The organism is Ktedonobacter racemifer DSM 44963, assembly GCF_000178855.1.
GTDB classification, from domain to species: Bacteria; Chloroflexota; Ktedonobacteria; order Ktedonobacterales; family Ktedonobacteraceae; genus Ktedonobacter; species Ktedonobacter racemifer.
The window spans coordinates 2,708,267-2,725,131 of record NZ_ADVG01000001.1 but is presented as its reverse complement, the minus strand read 5'-3'; the positions used below and the strand labels follow the sequence as shown (position 1 = coordinate 2,725,131).

At 52.9% G+C, this 16,865-nt stretch carries 13 protein-coding genes and 1 pseudogene; 8 read left to right on the top strand and 6 right to left on the bottom strand.

Going from position 1 to position 16,865, the window contains the following annotated elements:
• The first annotated feature begins 116 nt into the window (after positions 1–116).
• Positions 117–674: a hypothetical protein gene (locus tag KRAC_RS11765; RefSeq protein WP_169460879.1), complete on the top strand. Its 558-nt coding sequence runs from the start codon at positions 117–119 to the stop codon at positions 672–674.
• Between the two features lie 165 nt (positions 675–839).
• On the top strand, positions 840–2,006 hold the full coding sequence (locus KRAC_RS11760; protein WP_007907153.1) for an aminotransferase class I/II-fold pyridoxal phosphate-dependent enzyme: 1,167 nt from the start codon (positions 840–842) through the stop codon (positions 2,004–2,006).
• A gap of 111 nt (positions 2,007–2,117) precedes the next feature.
• Here the strand turns inward: KRAC_RS11760 and KRAC_RS11755 are convergent, their stop codons facing one another.
• The 3 genes from KRAC_RS11755 to folE all read right to left on the bottom strand — a co-directional run bounded on the left by KRAC_RS11755 (position 2,118) and on the right by folE (position 4,512).
• Positions 2,118–2,852: an SDR family NAD(P)-dependent oxidoreductase gene (locus KRAC_RS11755; protein ID WP_007907151.1), complete on the bottom strand. Its 735-nt coding sequence runs from the start codon at positions 2,850–2,852 to the stop codon at positions 2,118–2,120.
• 149 nt (positions 2,853–3,001) lie between these two features.
• Positions 3,002–3,865: a dihydrofolate reductase family protein gene (locus KRAC_RS11750; protein WP_007907149.1), complete on the bottom strand. Its 864-nt coding sequence runs from the start codon at positions 3,863–3,865 to the stop codon at positions 3,002–3,004.
• Positions 3,862–4,512, bottom strand: a complete 651-nt coding sequence (folE, locus tag KRAC_RS11745) for a GTP cyclohydrolase I (RefSeq protein ID WP_007907148.1) — start codon at positions 4,510–4,512, stop codon at positions 3,862–3,864. The genes KRAC_RS11750 and folE overlap by 4 nt, the downstream gene beginning before the upstream one ends.
• Before the next feature lie 1,694 nt (positions 4,513–6,206).
• Here folE and KRAC_RS11740 point away from each other — a divergent pair.
• On the top strand, positions 6,207–6,404 hold the full coding sequence (locus KRAC_RS11740) for a helix-turn-helix domain-containing protein (RefSeq protein ID WP_007907147.1): 198 nt from the start codon (positions 6,207–6,209) through the stop codon (positions 6,402–6,404).
• 178 nt (positions 6,405–6,582) lie between these two features.
• Here KRAC_RS11740 and htpG read toward each other — a convergent pair whose 3' ends face one another.
• Positions 6,583–8,469, bottom strand: coding sequence for a molecular chaperone HtpG (htpG, locus tag KRAC_RS11735; protein WP_007907146.1), 1,887 nt, complete (start codon positions 8,467–8,469; stop codon positions 6,583–6,585).
• Positions 8,470–8,906: 437 nt separating this feature from the next.
• Between htpG and KRAC_RS11730 the strand changes: the two genes are divergently transcribed.
• From KRAC_RS11730 to KRAC_RS11705, 5 genes are all read left to right on the top strand, one after another.
• Positions 8,907–10,472 (top strand): response regulator, encoded by a 1,566-nt coding sequence (locus KRAC_RS11730; RefSeq protein ID WP_007907144.1) that lies wholly within the window; start codon positions 8,907–8,909, stop codon positions 10,470–10,472.
• A gap of 361 nt (positions 10,473–10,833) precedes the next feature.
• Entirely contained in the window at positions 10,834–11,217 is a 384-nt protein-coding gene (locus KRAC_RS11720; RefSeq protein ID WP_007907141.1) for a DUF485 domain-containing protein, read from the top strand.
• Positions 11,214–12,836 carry a solute symporter family protein gene (locus tag KRAC_RS11715; protein WP_007907139.1) on the top strand — a complete coding sequence of 541 codons (1,623 nt, stop codon included), beginning with the start codon at positions 11,214–11,216 and terminating at the stop codon, positions 12,834–12,836. The genes KRAC_RS11720 and KRAC_RS11715 overlap by 4 nt, the downstream gene beginning before the upstream one ends.
• Before the next feature lie 257 nt (positions 12,837–13,093).
• Positions 13,094–14,287 carry a xylose isomerase gene (gene xylA, locus KRAC_RS11710; RefSeq protein WP_007907138.1) on the top strand — a complete coding sequence of 398 codons (1,194 nt, stop codon included), beginning with the start codon at positions 13,094–13,096 and terminating at the stop codon, positions 14,285–14,287.
• Between the two features lie 378 nt (positions 14,288–14,665).
• Positions 14,666–14,926 carry a GtrA family protein gene (locus KRAC_RS11705; RefSeq protein WP_040442386.1) on the top strand — a complete coding sequence of 87 codons (261 nt, stop codon included), beginning with the start codon at positions 14,666–14,668 and terminating at the stop codon, positions 14,924–14,926.
• A gap of 236 nt (positions 14,927–15,162) precedes the next feature.
• Here the strand turns inward: KRAC_RS11705 and KRAC_RS11700 are convergent.
• Both KRAC_RS11700 and iscB read right to left on the bottom strand, forming a co-directional pair.
• Positions 15,163–15,540: pseudogene (locus KRAC_RS11700) on the bottom strand (AAA family ATPase); the annotation flags it as partial.
• 33 nt (positions 15,541–15,573) lie between these two features.
• Positions 15,574–16,863: an RNA-guided endonuclease IscB gene (gene iscB / locus KRAC_RS11695; protein ID WP_040442381.1), complete on the bottom strand. Its 1,290-nt coding sequence runs from the start codon at positions 16,861–16,863 to the stop codon at positions 15,574–15,576.
• Between the last annotated feature and the right edge of the window lie 2 nt (positions 16,864–16,865).

Sequence of the window (16,865 nt, the reverse complement as noted above, 5' to 3'; positions counted from 1 at the left end):
GGCTGGCGTATGTAAAGGATGCAGAAATGCAAAGTCAACAAAAAGATAGAAACGCCTGTATTTTGAATACTTTATCTATTTCTGAGCTTGCCGATGCATGCAAGCGGGAGTTTGACATGGTTGGGGAAAGTGGTGCCGTCTCTTTTGATAAAGCAAGTCTCGCGCTCCTCCGCCTGGCGACGATACGCGATAGCAAACAGGCCTGGCTCGCGCTTGAATATGGCTTTTGCCAGAAGCTCGTCCTCTGCCTGCGTCAGCACCCACGCTTTCAGGAGGCGCTTCGTCTACAGTCAGAGCAAGAATACATTACGCGAGCCTTTGCCCATTTTCGGCAGACAACCGTCAGCAAACAGATGGAGTTTGCTTCGCTCAGTGCAGCGTTGCGTTGCCTGGCCGTCTGCCTCAATAGCGTTATTTTCGATATGCTCCGTTCTGCTCAGCAGTCTACACGTGAGCCACAACAGGTATTCTCATCACCAGCGGAAATCTGGCGCGTTCTCAGCCAGAAGCTGACGGAGGAGCGTGAACGTCGTCTCGCCTATCTCCTTTTCCAGTGCGGCCTCAAGCCCACTGAAATTGTTGAGCGTTGTGCGCACGAGTTCCGCGACCTCGCCGAGGTGCAGCGTCTGCGGATCAATATTCTGGATCGTCTCGCTACGATCTCCCTCCGTTAACCTATGTAGACAACTTTCTTTTCTTTGGGATGGTGCAAGAGAGCCGTCTGAACCGCTGGGGTCCCTACCGCGGTGACAGACGGCTCTCTTGTGTTCTCCGCGCTTGCCTCTCACATTGTGGAGTATAATAGGGGGAATAATTCTTTTGCGTTGTGGGAGGAACCTATGTCGACTGTCGCTCAACGTGTCGCCTCATTTGGCACAACCATTTTTACCGAGATCAACCAGCTTGCCCAGCAGCATTCAGCGCTCAACCTTGGTCAGGGGAAACCAGATTTTGATACGCCGCCAGAGATTGTGGAGGCGGTCGTACAGGCCCTGCGCGCGGGTAATCTCAACCAGTACGCGCCTGGTGATGGAACGCCCGCGCTACGCCAGGCGGTGGCCGATCATGCCGCGCGTTTCTATCAGGTCGAGGTCGATCCTCTGCGTGGCGTGGTAGTGACCTCGGGAGCGACAGAGGGTATTTTTGCGGCTATTCTGGGGCTGGTAGATCCGGGCGACGAGGTCATTGTGTTTGAACCATTTTATGACTCGTATGTCCCCAATATCCTGATGGCGCAGGCGGTACCAGTGTTTGTGCCTCTCCATCCCCCTCATTGGCAGTTTGATCCTGACGAACTGCGGGCCGCCTTCAGCAAGAAAACGCGTGCGGTGATCCTCAATACGCCCCACAATCCCACCGGGCATGTCTTCTCACGTGAGGAATTGAGCTTTATCGCGGAGCTGTGCCTTGAGTATGATGTAACGGTGATCGCCGATGAAGTCTATGAGCATCTGACGTTCGGTGAGGCCCAGCACCTTCCCATCGCCTCGTTACCAGGAATGTTTGAGCGGACCGTGACTGTGAGCAGTTCAGGCAAGCTCTTTAGCGCGACGGGCTGGAAGATTGGCTGGGTCTATGGTCACCCAGCGCTAATAGATGGCGTGGCGCGTGCGCACCAGTTTATTACCTTCTCGGTGCATCATCCAACCCAGGAGGCCATCGCCTTTGCGCTTAACCTCCCCAACGACTACTACCAGGATTTTCGCCAGCTCTATGCCGAGAAGCGTGATCTCTTGCGCTCGGCGCTGGATGCCGCTGGCCTGCGCTACACGGTACCAGATGGTACGTACTTTATCATGGCCGACTATAGCGCGCTCTTTTCTGGATCGTCCGTGGCGTTTACGCGCTACCTGATTCAGGAGGCGGGCGTTGCCTGTATCCCCCCGGATTCATTTTATAGCCCGGCGCATGCGCATCTCGGCCAGGGCTATGCGCGCTTTGCCTTCTGTAAGTCTGATGAGATGTTGCACCAGGTGCATGAACGCCTGCTTCGCCTCCGCCGCTAGCTAGAATAGCCCGACGCTGCTAAAGCACGCGTCTACATATCATGGTACGGGGCATTTCGCGCCATGATATGTAGACGCGTGCTTTAGCAGCGTTGCCCCTCACAGCTCTGGCTAGATACCCAGGCCCCGCACTGGTAGCAGGGTTCCAGTGACGCCGCTACCAGTGTCCGAGATCAGAAAGAGCGCGGCTTCGATAATCTGCTCTGGATGAACCCATTGCGTTCGCAGCTCTTCCTCGCTTGGATGCATCGCCTCCAGATTAGACTGCGTGATAATAAGGCCAGGGCCAAGCGCATTGACGCGAATGTTGTGCGCCTTGCCTTCCCTGGCAAGGGTTGCCGTTAAAGCGTCTACTCCTGCCTTGGCGCAGTTATAGGCGAGCATGTTTGGGCTTGCGCTCCAGACATCGCCCGCGCGGCTAAAGTTGAGGATGGTGCCTTTCCCTTGCTGTTGAAAGATGGGCCAGGCGGCTCGACAGCAGAGAAAGGTCGCGCGCAGGTTGTTCTTGAGTTCGCCCTCCCATTGCGCGAGCGAGAGTTGTTCAAAGGGGCCAAACTGTGTCAGACCACCTGCCAGGTTAATGAGGATGTCGATCTGCCCATAGGTATGCCGGGTCTGTGCGATGACTTTTTGTGCGCCAGTCTCGCCGGTCAGGTCCGCGGGAATGGCCAGGACCTCTGCTCCTTGTGCTCGTAGCTCTGTTGCTCGCGCCAGAACGCGCTGCTCGCTGCGCGCGCTTATGGTCAATCTCGCCCCCTCGCGTGCGCAGGCTTCGGCTAGCGCAAAGCCCATCTGCCCTTTCTGGCTGACTCCAGTAATGATAACGCTCTTCCCATCCAGGCGCATAGTCTTGTTTCCTTTCTGTTACCCTCTCGTATTCTCTTGTGCTTAAGAGACACATACAAAAGATATACCGCCCTCTCTCTATTCTACGGGACAGAGTATATCCAGGTCGCATAGAGGTGCTGTGGGCGTATGGCGTGATTTTATCGTTTCTATTCGCGTTCGCGAAAGGCGTAGCGCAGAAAGAGGTGGCTCCCAACGAGCCTGACGCTCTGGAGGGTGCTCCAGAGTGGGCGCTCAGGCGCAAAATGCGCTCCCATGACAACTGCGGGACGTTGATCGTTATGTATATGCCCGGCGAGCTGGGGGGCAAGTGTCAGGAAGAGTTCGTCTAGCTGGCCTTCGCTAAGAAAGGCGTTGAGCAGTTGGGGACCGCCCTCGGTCAAAAAGAGCTGCCCATGACAGGCCTGCTCAACAAGGGTGAGGATGTTTTGCGCACGAATGCTGCCTCCTTGCTGCGGTTGTACGCTTGCAAGTTGTACCCAGGAGGGGATTTTTTTGGTGCGCACACACTTCTCTCCCTCGGGCGTGGTAATGATCAGGACCGGGACCTCTCCTCGCTGAAATAGTCCCTGGTTCAGATCGATATTCCCGCTCGCGGTTATCAGGACGGTGAGTGGAGGTGCCGTTTTGCCCAGGGCCAGGCGCAGATCGCGGTATTCCTGGGCGAAGGCTGGATAAATATACTCCGCTGTCCAGCTATGCCCTGGCTCATCGCGTAGTGTGCCTGCGCCAACAATGATGGCGTCTGCGGTTGCGCGTAGTACTCCCATCAATGCATGATCCGAGGCTAAAAAACCACTGATTGGCCCGCCACCTGTATGCCCCTGCTCATTTAGGGAGACAACACCATCAATGGTCGAGACGAAGTTTCCAATGACATAGGGTGGTTGAGTCTTGAGCGGAAGGCGAAAGTCACCGAGCAGCGCCGCAAGAGACGCTGGCAGTGGAAGCTTATCGCCTCGCTCCTTGCTATAGAGGGGGACAAATGCCTCTGGATGTTTGTCTGTGCTCATGGGCGAATATTGGCGGTAGAGAAGAACTCAGAGCGAAGTTCAGCGTTATGCTCGTACTCACCTCTCCACGCGGTAGTGCGGGTCAAGGCTGAGCTTTCACGGACGCCGCGCATGGCCATACAGAGGTGATTGGCTTCCAGGTAGACGGCGACTCCCTGGGGCTGTAAGATCGCTTCAAGTGAACTGGCGATCTGTTGCGTGATGCGCTCCTGGACGGAGAAGCGTTTGGCGAAGACGCGTACCAGGCGCGTCAATTTAGAGAGGCCAATGATGTGCTCGTCCGCGATATAACCTACATATGCCTGGCCAAAGAAAGGAAATGCATGATGCTCACAGAGGGAGAAGAAGTGGATTGGTCCCTCAATAACCTGGCTTAAGTGGCTGTTGGTGCCGTTAGGATGCTCGGCTGGGAAGACTTTGATCAGTTTGGGATCGCCGTCATAGCCCTCGGTCGCGTCAAGCATGGCTTTAAGAAAACGCTTAGGCGTATCCTCTGTCCCTGGAGTCGAGACATTCATTCCCATCGCGTCGAATATTTCTGCCATATATCCTTCAAATGTGCGCATCTGCTCCACCGAGATATGGCGTTGTTTGAGTTCTATTGCATCTTCAAATTCAAGATCATCCAGGTCTATATTTAGCGTCATTCTAATCCTCTTTTCGCTCAGAGACGAGCCATTTCTTTTCCTACAGCCTCTAACGTTCTGACGGCCGATTTTATTCTCGCCTGCCTCCTCACCACGCCTCCTCTTCTTTTTATCGACAAGTCAGAAACGCTGTCTCAGTCTGCGCTAACCTCTGACGGTAGGCGCGAGCATAGCTTATTGCCCAGGTACGCGCTTTTGCACCTCTGTGGATTGTGCCGTACTTCACTGTATTCTTGACGCTCTCTTGCCTGTGCACGGGTAGGAGATTCGGCGGCGTATTCCTCTTCCATGCCCTTTCTAGGGAACACTTCCAATTGCTCTGATTGGTAACACTCTTGTATTATCACACATCAAAACAAGAATAGAGCGCCGCGAGCCGAGGCAAAGAGTAGAGAAGCACTGGAAATCCTTGCACCAGGCAAGAAGCCAAAAGTAAGGGTCTCACTACAAAATTCCTCTCTTACTGCCGATGTATTTTCCTAGACATCGAATGTGACAAGTTGCATTGACTCATGTCAGGCATGATTCTGTACTCCTACCGTTGTAAGCACGGCGGAATGTCATCTTTGCCATTCTGCGTCATGCTTCTGATGAGGCTTTTATATATATTCATTCGTGTTTGTAGGCAAGGTTGTGTAACGAGCTCTTTTCTTGTGTTAAGGCGAGTTGACCGTGCTTTTGCGGTATGAAACGAGATGAAAGCCGCCAGATGTTGCCAGTTGGTAATTTGTGCCAGGCTTTCACCAGTTGGCGCAGAAGGTTAGGCGTCTAAGAAGGCATGATTCCTGAACCTGCCGTGCTCTAAGGCTTCTCTTCATGCCAGCATAGCTTGCATGTGCCTCTAAGGTTCAGTGGTTATACCAGTAGTACTACTTGCTTGCTGATTACTGGACATCGTACGCTTGCTTCCGGTACATTTATAATGCTCGAGGGGGAGTAGAGATAAGAAAACCGCCTGCGATAGTACTTTCGGCCGTATGTCCTTCCTCGCTTACCAGGTTGCAGCGTGGATATGTGACCTTTCAGTCCTCAGGTTCGTCTAGAGTCGCATGTTTGATTTGTCTGTTTTCTTGTGCCTGGACCCATTTTATTTGTACAAAAGAGTAATCTGTGTCCTTTGCAGTAGGGAATAAATTTAACCGTAGAAACGTATTATATATGTGGAGAGCATAATCAGGTACGTAAAAAGCCTGGTACTGTTTTGGGTAGGAGTGCTTTTCCTGCGCTCATATTACGAATACCATGTGTTTTTCCTGTCATTGCACTCTGCTGTTGATAAGAGAACCCCTTGACAAGAACTCCAAGCACTGGTAAAGTTCAATTAATAGATTTCTACATCTAATAATCGTTTCTTCAGGCTAACCGGTATGAAGTGGGATTTTCGCTTTGCCTGGCTGGTCTCCCTCTAGAATGATGTCGCGCTCTTCAAAGTTTATAGTGGCGCCGTATCCCTTAGCGTCTTATAGCTTTGGTAATGTAGACGACAATTTGTAATGGCAGTAATCCCTCTGCCCTGGTTTCATTCTAGACTTACTCTTTACAAATCTTCTGCATTGTTATACAATGCAGTCGACCTGTTTTCTTGTGTATATATCATCGGTAAATTTCACTGCATGCCCCTGTGCCCCAGGGTTATTTGACCCTGATGTGGGTAATGCAGGCGTATCAAGTACAAAAGGAAGTGAGTAGTTTCCATGAGCAACAGTGAGCTTTTAACCGTTTCCGAGGTCGCCCGCATTCTTCGTGTCGATGATACCACCGTTCGCCGCTGGGTGAAACAAGGTGCGCTCGAGGCCGTCGTTCTGCCACACGTCAATGCTCGCCAGGCCTATCGCATTAAGCGTGAGACCTTGAATAAGGTTCTGGGTTCGAACGGTCAGATCATCGCCTAAGCCTGTTCGCGCGTTATTCGCGGCCAATTGGCTTACACACTTCCCTGGCTCTTCCAGATGCTTCTCTCGTCAATTAGTATCAGGGCCAGGGAAGCGTTTTTTTGGGGTCTCATACGAACAAAACGCGCCATGGCTGATCAGCCATGGCGCGTTTTGTTCGTATGATGCCAATCTCCGTTTACAAGCTGGCGAGCAGGTTGTTTAAGCGATTGACGAAATCGATAGGATCTTCGAGGGCTTCACCGCTGCTGAGCACTGATTGCTCAAAGAGCACGTTGGCCCAGTCGTTGAAGCGCTGCGTATCGCTCTCGCTCTTTATGCGGTTAATAATGGGATGCTGGGGATTGATCTCCAAAATCTGTTTGTCATGGGGCACCTTCTGTCCCGTTGCCTCCAGCAGGCGTTTCAAGCTTGGATCGATTCCGTACTGGTCAATAACCAGGCAGGCGGGCGAACTGGTCAGGCGTTGGGTAATGCGTACATCTTTGACCTTCTCTTGCAGGGTCTGTTTCAGGCGCTCCACCAGGCCTCTGGCCTCGTCGGCTGTTTTCTGCTGCTCTTCTTTCTCCTGCTCGTCGGTGAACTTGTCCAGGTCGATCTCACCCTTTGAGACGGATTGCAACTTTTTGCCTTCAAACTCGGAGAGTTCGCTGCCCAGGAAGTGATCCAGGGGATCGGAGAGCAAGAGGACCTCGACGCCTTTCTTCTTAAAGATCTCCAGCAGAGGACTATTTTTCGCTGCGGCATGGCTCTCGGCAACCAGGTAGTAGATGCTATCCTGCCCATCCTTCATCCTGCTGACATAGGCCTCCAGCGACACATCCTGGGTCTCGCTCTCTGTGAGGGTGCTGGAGAAGCGCTGAAGTTTGGCGAGGGTGTCGCGGTTGCCCCGATCTTCAAGCAGACCCTCCTTCATGACACGCCCAAACTCGCTCCAGAAGCTGGCATACTTCTCCGACTCATTTTTAGCCATATCCGTAAGCAGGCCCAGCACCTTCTTGGTCGCGTTTGAACGGATCTGGTCAATCTGGCGGTTCTGCTGCAAGATCTCACGCGAGACATTTAGGGGCAGGTCATTTGAGTCGATCACACCACGGATGAAGCGCAGGTAGCGCGGCATGAGTTTTTCAGCATCATCCATGATGAAGACGCGCCGAACGTAGAGTTTGACGCCGTGATGAAATTCGCGTGTATACAGGTCAAAGGGGGCATGTGCTGGAATATAGAGCAGGAGCGTATACTCCTGAGTGCCCTCCATTTTGCTGTGCAGGTAGGCCAGGGGATCGCCAAAGTCGTGGGCGACATGCTGATAGAACTCGTTGTATTCCTGCTCGGTGATCTCGTTCCTGGGGCGTGTCCAGAGCGCGGAAGCGCGGTTGACGACTTCTTCCTCTGGCTCCTTTCCCTCTTCCTGCTCCTCTTTCTGCATGATAATAGGGAGCATAATGTGGTCGGAGTATTTGCGGATGATCTCACGTAGGCGGGAGCCACTCAGAAATTCATCTTCGCCCTCGCGCAGGTGTAGTGTGACCTCTGTGCCGCGCGTGGCCTTCTCTACGTTCTCAATTGTGTACTCGCCCTGCCCCTCGGACTGCCAACGAACACCTTCATCGGCCGTTGCCCCCGCTCTGCGGGTTGTGAGGGTGATATTGTCGGCTACCACAAAGGTCGAATAGAAGCCAACGCCGAACTGACCGATCAGGTTGGCGTCTTTCTGCTTATCTCCCGTTAGCGATTTGAAGAACTCACGCGTCCCCGATTTGGCAATCGTCCCGATATGCTCAATGACTTCCTGCCGATTCATGCCAATGCCATTATCGCTGACTGTGATGGTACGAGCCTCTTTATCGTAGTCAACACGGATCTTAAATTCAGCATCGCGCTCGTAGAGCGAAGAATCGGAGAGTGCATCAAAGCGTAATCGGTCAATAGCATCCGAGGCGTTTGAGATTAATTCGCGTAAAAATATCTCTTTATGGCTATAGAGCGAATGGATCATGAGATCCAACAATTGCTTGACTTCGGCCTGAAAACCAAGCTGCTCCTTGTGAGTCTCTACTGTCATGAATAATTCCTTCCGTCAACTGTATGTGGCGTGAGACATGTGGTTGGCCTTCTCTGACCTCAGGTAAACGATATATGGCCTGTGACGTTCATTCTACACGTTTATATAGCATAGGAACTATTAGAAAACCGTAAGAAAACTATTAGATTTCTGTTGGAGCCCATAACTGCTTGCCCTCGTCATAGCAAGCTTGCGAGCAGAGGTGCGCCTGGTGTGCCCTCCGGCTCTTTTGGTCATGGTATAAGAAAAAAGCATTACGCGCTTACTCCTTGCCCTCAACTTTGTTCTCCTGCTAAGGAGAAAGCTATCCGAATGCCTTAATGTATGCTTTTGCGCCTACTGTATAGAATGTTCGTATACTATGTGTCCTATTCTGTCACTTATTGGCCATGTTCATACGTATCTTTAACAGATAGCACAAAAATGGGAGCACCTGGATGCCGAAACAGCAACCATCATCAACGTCACAATCACAGACATTTCCGCAGGGAACGCTTGTCTATAATAGTAGCTCAAACTGCCTGGAACTCGATGGCCAGGAATTAAAGCGCGGGGAGAGTATCGAGATCCGTGTCTTTAGTTCCTGGATTCCGGGTCAGATTGCGATGGACACTGGCGGTTGGTACCTCTTTACCCTCGACCATGTCGGTATTCGCCTTCATACCGGCTTGCCTGCTCGCTATAGTATTACGCAGCAGGCACAATTCGCAACGCTGATGCCCTCTTCGTTTGCGCCCCCACCCCATGTGCTCATCGTCGACGACGACAAGGCATTGCTCAATGCCTTGCCCCATACCGTCTCGTTGCGTATTCCAGGCATTCATGTTGAGACAGCCAGTACGGCTGAGAGTGCGCTGCAACGTATTGAGGCACAGCGCTTTGATGCTATTGTCAGCGATATTAAGATGCCTGTGATGGATGGCCTGGCATTGCTAGCCAGGGTCCAGGAATTGCAGCCAGAGACGCCTACCCTGCTTATCACGGGCCATGGTGAGCATGACCTGGCTGTGCGTGCACTACGTGGTGGCGCCTACGACTACATCCAGAAACCAATTGACCGCGATGCCTTTATTGCGGCACTGCTACGTGCCATCCAGTCCTGCCAGCTGCGACGCCGGGTGGAGGAGCAGCAGCTCGCGCTGGAAATTCATGCTCGCTCGCTTGAGATCCAGGTGCAGCAACGCACAAATGAGCTCTTCGAGGCCAATGCGACCAAGGATAAGGTCATTAGCCTGGTTTCGCATGACCTCAAGCTACCTGTGGCGCGCCTCAAGGAGATGACTCAGTTGATCAGGCGCAAACTCGATCATGCAGATGTGGCTGAACTGGTGAGTCGTGGTTTCGCTGACATTGAAGCCTCGCTGGGGCGTACTGAGGAACTGGTGCAGGAGCTCTTAAATACATCACGCATCGATGCGGGACAGTTTATTCTGCATTGCCAGCGCGCCAATCTGGTCGATCTCTGTGCCTCCTGCCTTGAGGTACATGCCGGTCAGCAGGGGCTGCAACTGACCTGTGACTTCCTCGGATTACCACTGGAGGCTGATATTGATGACGTGCAAATTTCCCAGGTGTTGCGTAATCTGCTCCTGACGGCTCATGTCCAGGCGACCTGGAGTGATCCTGTGACGCTAACGATTCAGCAGGCAGGCCACGAGGCGATTATTACCATCCGTAACCTTGATGCTCAGACGCGTGCGGGTATGGATATGTATGTCTCGCGCAATATCCTGGAGCGCCATGGCGGTCATCTGGAGGTGCAAAACTTTCCTGGTGATCGTTGTACCTATTTTGTGATTCTTCCGCTCTCTCAAGAAGCCTCTCCCTCGCAGGCTGATACTCTGACCCTCTTACCGCGCACACATGCTGTCTGGTCAATTCAGCCGCCTGGAGTCGTGCCTGGCTCTGCGTCTGAGGATGACGATGAAGAAGATGTAGCCTTGCTCCTGGATGACGATGACTACTCGCATGTTCCCGCTTCAACAGAAGATATTTCGGGATAGTCGCATCTTCCCTTCTACTCCCGAAATGGCCTATGCCTGCCTACGCCTCTTTTCCCTCTTGAGTTTTAAGGCTAGATATGGTACCTTCTGTATAATACAGCGCGTGGTGTTCAGGGCATTGCATCATCTTCGCGCCTGAGTGCTGAAGAGCGCTTGTATTTGTGACAATGATGTTCACACCGTTTTACCATGGAGGTACGCTTTGAGCCTGGCTGGCTGCTCACCACTCTCCCTAATGAGGTCTGGCGCATACGTTTCGCGTGCCTGGTCTCGCCCGTTCATCTCTCCTCGCGATCTGGTTTCCCTCCCTGGCAGGTGTCTCACTTAGTGCGTCTGTTGTTTCTGGCTGGAGGTTTTTGCTATGGCTGATGCCATTTCCCCTCAAGATGAGGGGCACTCCGTTCCTAACTCTGACGCGGTTGCGGATCAGCACACGTCTGCACATGATTGGCAGGCGATTGAGCGTGATGCTGATTTCCGTGAACTCGTACGCACCAAGCGCAATCTTATCATTCCTGCGACCATCTTCTTCCTGCTCTACTACTTCGTCTTCCTGATCGTGGTTGGTTACCTGCCCGATGTGGCGAATGCCAGCGTCATCGGCAATATTAATGTCGCCTACCTGTTCGCGCTCTCCCAGTTCTTTATGACCTGGATCTTGATGGGTATCTATGTCTGGCGTGCCGGTACGTTTGATGCGTTGGCACAGCGCATTGTAGCGCGTGTGAGAGGGAACAACGAATGAACGCAAAAGAGCTCCAAACCCTTATTATGTTTGGTGTGATTGTCCTGATCACGCTTGTGATTACCTTCTGGGCCTCGCGTCGCACGCGCACGACAACGGACTTCTATGCCGCCGGACGGCGTATTAGTGGCTTCCAGAATGGCCTGGCGGTTGCGGGCGATTATATGTCGGCAGCCTCTTTTCTGGGTATCGCGGGCTTGATCGCGTTCTTTGGCTATGACGGATTTATGTACTCGGTTGGCTTCCTGGTAGCTTACCTGACGGTGCTCTTCCTTGTCGCGGAACCCCTGCGCAATACCGGCAAATTTACCATGGCCGATGTGCTCACCTTCCGCCTGCGAAATCGCTCAGTGCGTACGGTGGCTGCTATTTCAACCCTCGTTGTGACCCTCATCTATATGATCGCGCAGATGGTTGGGGCCGGTTCGCTGGTGAGCCTGCTGATTCCCAGCCTGGACTATAACTGGGCCATCATTATCGTGGGTGTGTTGATGATTATCTATGTCATCTTCGGCGGCATGTTGGCCACGACGTGGGTACAGATCATCAAAGCTCTCTTGCTTATTGGCGGAACGATTGTGCTCTCGTTCCTGGTGCTTAGTCATTATGGTTTCTCGCTTGGCAATTTCTTTGACGCCATACACGGCGTTGTGGGCAAGTATTGCACCAATGGAGGCGTGTTGAAGGATGGCCAGTGTACCGCTGGCACTGTGGTGACGCAGGACTATCTCATGCCGGGCCTGCGCTATCACGGCACCTATGGCCAGCTTGACCTGATCTCGCTGGGCCTGGCCCTGGTGCTGGGTACTGCTGGTCTGCCCCACATTCTGATGCGCTTTTATACTGTGCCTACGGCGCGTTCCGCGCGCTCCTCTGTCGTCTGGGCAACCGTGATCATTGGCGTCTTCTATATCCTGACGACCTTCCTGGGCTTTGGGGCCGCGACTCTGGTGGGGAAGGCACATATCGCTAACCAGAATCTCGCCGCGCCCTTGCTGGCTGAGGCTGTAGGTGGAACGCTTTTCCTGGCCTTTATCGCGGCCGTGGCCTTCGCGACCATTCTGGCTGTCGTCGCGGGCCTGACGATTGCGGGTTCCTCAGCCTTCGCGCACGACATCTGGCTGAATGTGGTTAAGGGGGGGCGTGAGGATGAGCGTGAGCAGGTCCTGGTCGCCAAAATTACGGCGGCTGTGATTGGCGTGCTCTCCATTATTCTGGCGATTGCGCTGCGCTATAGTAATGTGGCCTTCCTGGTTGGCCTGGCCTTCGCCGTGGCGGCGAGCGCCAATGTGCCTTCGATTATTCTCTCACTCTTCTGGCGTCGCTTTAACACGGCGGGTATGGTCGCCAGCATGCTGGTTGGCCTGATATCGTCGGTGCTCTTGATTATTATCAGCCCGGCGATTATGGGCATTGATCCTCCAGGAACAGCCGCCACCGCCGCGCATCTCATTCAGGCCAAGTCACTCTTCCCGCTTGAGAATCCTGGCCTGATCTCTATTCCGCTGAGTTTTATTGTCGCGATTGTGGTCTCGCTCGCCACGCGAGATGCGTCCGCAGTTGAGACCTTTAGTGAGACCAATGTCCGTGCTAACCTCGGTATTGATGCCGAAGTCTAAGTTCTATTGCTCGTTTGAGACGCTCTCCGATCTTTGTAGCGGAGGGCGTCTTTTTGTGTTCTCTTGCGAGGCGATTTGTGATACTGTATGGAGAAGAGCAGTTCCTCTGTTTTGTGCATGTGCCCTCTTGCAATGACGCATGACTGGAGCTACATGTCTGCTCGAATTGCCAGGAGCGTTTCCTTATTCATGGTATGACTTGCAATGTATAGCAAGGCGTATTGATGTAAGTCTATCAACGAAGGAGTGTATGCAGAATGTCCATTATAAAGCAGGAGCTAACCAGCGATCAGTACAGACCCCAGAAAGAGGACAAATTTACCTTTGGTCTCTGGACTGTGGGCAATCAGGGGCGTGATCCCTTTGGCGACTTTGTGCGCCCGGCTCTCGATCCTGTGAAGAGTGTGAAGAAGCTCTCTGAGCTTGGCGCCTGGGGCGTCAATTTTCATGACAACGACCTGGTGCCCTTCGGTGCGACCCCTGCTGAGCGTGACCGAATTGTGCGCGATTTCAAGCAGGCCCTCTCGGATTATGGGATGATTGTGCCGATGGCAACGACAAACCTCTTCTATCATCCCGTCTTCAAAGATGGTGCCTTTACAGCGGTTGATCCCGCGGTGCGTGCCTTCGCCTTGCAGAAAACGATGTCCGCTATTGATCTGGGCGCTGAGGTTGGCGCGACAACCTATGTCTTCTGGGGTGGTCGCGAAGGTGTCGATGCCGAGGCCAGCAAAGATCCCGTTGTGGCCGTGCAGCGTATGCGCGACGCGATCAATTTCTTCTGCCAGTACATTATCGACCAGGGCTACAACATGCGCATTGCCCTTGAACCCAAGCCGAACGAGCCGCGTGCGGATACCTATTTCCCCACTATTGGCCATATGCTTGCCTTTATCTATACTCTGGACCACCCTGAGATGGTTGGTGTTAACCCCGAGGTGGCTCATGAGCACATGTCTGGCCTGAACTTTGTGCACGGGATCGCCCAGGCGCTTGACGCTGGCAAACTCTTCCACATCGACCTCAACGACCAGAAGGGGCCGCGTTACGACCAGGACTTCCGTTTTGGTAGCGAGAGCATTAAGAGCATGTTCTTCCTGGTGAAGCTCCTGGAGGAGAAGGGTTATGATGGCCCACGCCACTTTGATGCCCACTCTTATCGCACCGAGGACGAAGAGGGCGTATGGGACTTTGCACTTGGTTGTATGCGCACGTATAACATGCTCAAAACCAAGGTCCAGCAGTTTAATGCCGACGCCGAGATCCAGGCGCTCTTGCAGGATCTCAACGGTGGCGACCAGACGTATGGCGGCCTGCTTAGCGGCTATAGCAGCGAAACCGTTAAGAAGTTGAAAGAGACTCAGTTCGACGTCGATACGCTCGCCAAACGCGGCTATCGTTATGAGAAACTTGACCAGATGACCATCGAGCTGATTCTCGGCCTCCGCTAATTTTTCACCAAGAAATAATAGGGCCTGCTACTGACGTACGCAGCTACTCCAATCCCGGCAAGTAGCCGCGTATGCCAGTAGAAGGTCCGACTTACAGCAACAATTCCTGCCCGCGAGCCAGCGCGATGGCTCCAGCTCACGATTGAACTCCAAGCTTACTTACTATAGAGGCTGGTCAGGCGGGCATGGTTGTAAGATTCTCCTGTGTATGTGGTTGCGGGCTGGTACTGCCAGCCCACAACCACATACATAACCCTTTGCGAAGTACCGCCGCAGGTGCTGAGGCGAGACGCAAGAAATTCATCTGCATACATCTATACGGTAGACTAAATGAGAGATAGTTAGGTGAGGATCAACGTGACTACATCTGTGGAGGCTATGCAGAAAAAAATACAATATACTCGTCAACGTTACAGTAAGTGGCTCGTAGAGCGTTTGCGACCAGCTTTGCTCTGGCTCTTCTCTGATGTCACCCGTCCCATTCGTTTCGTCTGCATTGGTGGCTCTGCTGCCCTGATTCAGCTCTGCCTGCTCGACCTCTTCTTACAACTTCACATCCATGCCTGGCTGGCAAACATTGTCGCTTTTTTTCTCGCAGCTCAGTTTAACTTTCTCTTTAGTTCTTTTTTTACCTGGTGAGATCGTACCGTTTCCCGTTCTGGAAAACTGAAGCCTGGGGCGCAATTCATCAAACGGTGGTCAACATTTCACAGCTCGATTTTAGTCACCACCTTGCTCAGTCAACTGGTCTTTATGTTGGCCGGAACTGTTGTGCCCTCGCTCTAGGCTCCGCGCTTGGTATTCTGGTTGCGGCCTGTGTCAATTTCTTTGTTATGAACTGCCTGGTCTTTTGCCGGGACTGAAAGCTCCCCGTGCTAAAGCGGCGGGGGTTCCAGGGGTTCGTTCCACGCTTCCAGTTCTTCCCACTCTAGCAGGAAGGCTGGCTCTAGTGTCGGTTCCCCAGGACTTTTGGGCAGACGCGCTCCAGCTCGGGCCAGGCCCAAGCTTCGGGGCAGAGCCTGCCCCTCTTTCGCGCGTTGTGCTGTACACTCATGTGCTGCCCGCAGGCGCGCTTCCGCACCCTCCCAATACCCCTGGTATCGGGCACATGAGGGAATGGGATCTGCTGGATCAAGATAGGCGGCTAAAAAGGCCGAGTAGAGGTCGCGTTGGACGGGACCCACGCCACAGGCACACTGGTGCCAGCGCTGGGAGAGCGGCTTTTTGACCTTCTTGCCGCAGCCATGGCACCATCATAAAATTGCGCAATGCGGGGACCCCTGGCTTTAGACATGGGGAGGAGCATTGCGCACTCCTTTCTGTGTGTACTCATAGCCATCTGCTCGATGGATACAATGCATATATTTGGGATGGATATCGACCTTCCCAAGGCGAAACGACGGACGATGGCGAATGGCTATTCTTCCTTCAAATGTTCCTTTGGAGGTAATGGCTTTTACCATATCACCTGTGCGATATCCAAGAAACGTTTTTCTTCGTTGTTTATGTTTTTCTGGGAATCCGTACTTATCAGGAACGCACATTTGTCTTCTTCCATGACCATTGGCAGTAATAAGCAAAGGAACCACCCCTTTGTGGGAAATGGCAGAAGGGGTGCTCTTGCCCACGCAGGTGGCATCGAGCCAATGCGTCTTGGCTAGCCCTCTTGTGGTTCGGTTGTACTTGGTCAACCCACCACTGCCGCACTCGACAGGCAAGCCAAATGCTTTGAGCCGTTCAAGCAAGGCAAAGCGTGTAGCATTCACTGCACTGGCATCCTTGAGAGGCTTTTTGACCTGAGCCAGAATGCGCTTGAGCACATCAGGCTTCTTCGCAAGAAACACCGCAATATCCTGCGTCCCTTTGGCAATATTGCATGGCTCGCAGGCCAGGGTAAGATTGCTTATCCTATGGGTGCCACCGTTGGCGCGAGGATGAATGTGCTCAATTTGCAAGGGCACATCTTGCTTGCCACAATAGGCGCATGTTCGCTTCCATTTTTCGAGTACGTATTCCCTTACCTCGTAGCCTTGCAGCGTGCCTTGCTGGTATTCCACTCCTGTAATATCGGGATTCTCCATCAGTTGCAGATCAAACTTGACCAATTCCTGGCTCAGAGCAGTAATGGGAGCAGAGCGACACAAGCGAGCTACCCACGTCAGAATATTGGCAAGACGACTTTCCAGCGATGGTGGCAACCACCCTTTCTTACGCCTTCTATTCTGAAATCGCGGTTTGCGATACCTTGTTTTGCGGTTGCGTCGTCTGCGACGAACACCACGGCGACTATCCAGGCTATCTTTTATAGCGTGCCCACGATGCTCAAGTTCAGCCGCAAAAACAACTTTCCCGTTGGTATCGTTCACCAGGGCAATACCCGTGGTTTTGCTGCCAGGATCAAGCTTGAGGCGCAAGGGGTGCACCTCTGGCTGATCTACCACCCGTTTGAGCACAATGGTAAATGGGTATCTCCTGTACACGGCTGCGTTGCCCTGTGTGAGCAAGAGCCTTGCACGTGCTGGATGCACCGGATTTAAGGGCTTATAGTCACTATCAATCACGAATACATTGCTCAAGT